Origin of the sequence: Streptomyces sp. NPDC049915 (genome assembly GCF_040656475.1) — a bacterium.
GTDB lineage: Bacteria > Actinomycetota > Actinomycetes > Streptomycetales > Streptomycetaceae > Streptomyces.
This window is the reverse complement of sequence record NZ_JBFAMH010000072.1, coordinates 1-3,075: the sequence shown is the minus strand read 5'-3', so window position 1 is coordinate 3,075 and position 3,075 is coordinate 1. Positions and strand designations below refer to the sequence as shown.

Annotated in this window: 4 protein-coding genes; 1 reads left to right on the top strand and 3 read right to left on the bottom strand. The window is 67.8% G+C overall.

Features of this window, described 5'->3' with window-relative positions:
- From istB to AB0J12_RS39510, 3 genes are all read right to left on the bottom strand, one after another.
- Positions 1 to 716: IS21-like element helper ATPase IstB (istB, locus tag AB0J12_RS39520; protein WP_363269645.1), on the bottom strand; the 716-nt coding region annotated here is incomplete at its 3' end.
- Complete coding sequence (gene istA / locus AB0J12_RS39515; RefSeq protein ID WP_363269644.1) at positions 713 to 2,131, bottom strand: IS21 family transposase; 1,419 nt, start codon at positions 2,129 to 2,131, stop codon at positions 713 to 715. The genes istA and istB, both read right to left, overlap by 4 nt.
- 85 nt (positions 2,132 to 2,216) lie before the next feature.
- Positions 2,217 to 2,375 carry a hypothetical protein gene (locus AB0J12_RS39510; protein WP_363269643.1) on the bottom strand — a complete coding sequence of 53 codons (159 nt, stop codon included), beginning with the start codon at positions 2,373 to 2,375 and terminating at the stop codon, positions 2,217 to 2,219.
- Between the two features lie 121 nt (positions 2,376 to 2,496).
- On the opposite strand from AB0J12_RS39510, the gene AB0J12_RS39505 reads away from it, so the two are divergent.
- On the top strand, positions 2,497 to 2,721 hold the full coding sequence (locus AB0J12_RS39505; RefSeq protein ID WP_363269642.1) for a hypothetical protein: 225 nt from the start codon (positions 2,497 to 2,499) through the stop codon (positions 2,719 to 2,721).
- The last annotated feature ends 354 nt before the right edge of the window (positions 2,722 to 3,075 follow it).

Here is a 3,075-nt window from a genome sequence, read left to right as displayed (position 1 = left end):
TACCCGACGCGGTGACCACAACCATCTCTCCCTCCGCTTGAACCCGTGAAGTTTCGGCAGCACCTGGCACGGGTTCGCCGGAACATGTGCGCTTTACCGAAAGTCTTGTTCGAGGTAAGGATGATCGAGCCCTTCTCGTAACGCTTGGAGATCACCTGGAAGACCAGGTTCGCCTCGGCCCGCTCCAGCGGCTGGTAGCCCACCTCGTCGACCACGAGAACGGCGGGGCGGAGGTAGCTGGTGAGCTTGCTGATCAGCCGGCCCTGGTCCTCAGCGGCCTTGAGGTGGCGGACCATGTCGTCGAGGCTGGTGAAGTAGATCGAGTAGCCGGCCCGACAGGCCGCGACGGCCAGGGCGACGGCAATGTGCGTCTTGCCGACCCCGGGCGGGCCGAGCAGAGCGACGTTGGCCTTGTCCTCAACGAAGGAGAGGGTGGCCAGGTCCTTGACCTTGCGCGGGTCGAGGTCGGGCTGGAAGGAGAAGTCGTAGTCCTCCAGCGTCTTGTGGTGCGGCAGCTTCGACAGCCGCAGGCCGTTGCGGAAGCGGCGGTCGTCGCGGACAGCGAGTTCCTCGGCCAGCACCAGGTCGAGCAAGTCGAGATAGCCCATCTTGGCCTCGTTGGCCCGCTGGACGTACTGGTTCAGGGCCTCGGCCAGGTGCGGCAGGCCGAGCTTGGCGGCGGTGGTGCGGATGCGGGTGCTGGTCAGCTCGCTCAACGGGCTTCCTTGATCGAGGCGGGTGAGGTGAAGGGACGAGTGCCGGTCAGCTCGTCATAGACCGACAGCGGGCGGCGGCCGACCTCGACGTTTGCGGCGGCGGCCCGGTTCAGCAGAGCCTGCAGCGGCCCGGTCTCCGGGCTGGCCGACGGGCTGCGGCGGGGCGAGGGCAGAGCGTCGCCCGTGGTGACGCGGCGGCCGGCGCCGGTGGGCAGACCGGCCCAGTGAGACTCATCCACGATGCGGGCGCCTCGGCCAACGGCCCGCGGGTGGACGGCCAACAAGGTCTGGCCGCTGGTGTCGGGGACGGTGGAATGGAGCGTGACCTGGGACTTCGTAGCCCGGATCTCGACCAGCTGGCGGGGGCGGATCTTGCGGGCGGGCACCGAGTAGAGGTTCGCGTCGAAGGCGACCAGGCAGTCCTTGCCGACGTGCCGCAGATGCCGCTGCGTGACCACATGCGGGGTCGCCGGCAGCGGACGCAGGGCCATGTGGTCGCGCATGGCCCGGTGTCCGATGACTTCGCCGTGAGTGCCGTGGACTTTCGCCCGCCGCAGCGGCACCCAGGCGGCGAAAGCGGCGTTCAGCTCCTCGATGGAGGAGAAGGCCCGACCGGCCAGGACGTGATCGCGGACGATGTTCACCTGCCGCTCGACCCGGCCCTTGCCCTGCGGGCGGTAGGCGGCCAGCACGTCGATGTCGAAGTCGTAGTGCCCGGCGAAGGCGACCGCCTCCGGGTGCAGCGGAACCGCCTCCCCCGGAGCGACGTGCCGGCGCACGACCGTCTTGGTTCGGTCATAGACGATGCTCATCGGCACCCCGCCGAAGTGCGCGAACGCCGCCCGGTGGCAGTCGAAGAACGTGGCCAGGTCCTGGCTGGTGGTGAAGCAGCAGAACGGGTCGCGTGAGTACGACAGCGTCATGTGGAAGGAGTAGACCTTCGGGATGCCGACATGGGCGAGGATCCTCCCCTCATCGCCCCAGTCGACCTGGGCCTGAGCCCCCGGGACGACCTCGAACCGCCGGTGCAGACCCGCCAGCTCACCCGGGCTGATGCCCAGTTCCTCCGCGATCCGGGGCCGGGCTTCCTGCAGATAGAGCTTCACCCGCTGGTAGTTGATCGTGACCCCGTACTCCTGGGCCAGACGCTCGTGGATCACCCTCCCCTTGAGCAGGATCTCGGACCTGAGCATCGCGTCGATCAGCGGCGCGACCTCGTCCACCACCCGCCGAGGCCGCTGATCTGCTACTTCTCTCTTCGGCGGCGCGACCGATGGGAGGTCCTTGAGGTACTTGCTGACCGTCCGGCGGTTCAGCCCCGTCTCCTTCGCGATCTCCCGCAGGCTCATCGCACCGGACTCGTACAGCGGGCGAAACCGTCTCAACTCCAGCCAGCGATGCGGATCCAAGACCACCGTCAGCCGCCTCCCTGCCCACCCCGAACCGACAGCAGCAGACTCACGGCCGACACCCCGTCACCGCATCAAGAATGGTGCACTTTCATCCGTACGAGGTGGTGCACGTTCGCTTGTACGCCGACACCAGGTAGGCGGACCAGTTCTCGCCGGCCATGGCTGCGAAGCGTTCCGCAGTTCTCGGCTGGATGCCGATCAAGTCGGAGAGCACGACGGGTGGCAGGTCGGCGAGCGCTTGCATCATGGCCGTGTTCCGGGCTGCGCGGGCGGGCAGGCCGTAGCGCTTGAGTTTGTCGGACAGTCCCGCGGGTGCGGGGGCGCCCGGGGGCTCGGCCCGGTAGCAGGTATCTGGTGGCTTCGTTGCCGTGCCGGGATCCGTCTTCGAGGTGGTCGTCGATGAGGCGGGCGAGCTTCGGTGGCAGGACGACGGGGTGGAGGGTGATCGTCAGGTAGGTGTGATCCGCGTCGTGGTGGAGGTGGTCGGAGGTGAGTTCGACGATGCGGGTCAGAGGGAGGGCGTAGAGGCGGATGAGGGCTGCGGCGATGCGAAGGTCCGACGGAAGCGTGGGGTCGTTCAGGCACCGCCGTAGTTCCTCGTAGTGGTCTTCTTCGATCTGGAACTGGCCGGGGAGCTGGGAGGGCGGGTGTTCGATGGTCAGGCCGGCCCGGGTGAGGTGGCGGGCGCCGGCCCAGCGGATGAAAGGGATGGAGCGGGCTCGCAGGGTGGGCCTGGAGACTGCCCAGATGTCCAGGGATCACAGGTGAGCAGGCGATCCCACCGAGACGCGCAGCAGTCAGAGCGACTCTCGGTCCGGCCGCGGATAGCCGATTTCCGAGATGTCCTGGGCCAGGTCCGCCAGGGTGACCTCTGCATTCAGCGACGAAACGAGTTCCTGGTCCAGCGGTCGCAGGGCATACACATTGCTCACCGCTGCCAGGTCCAC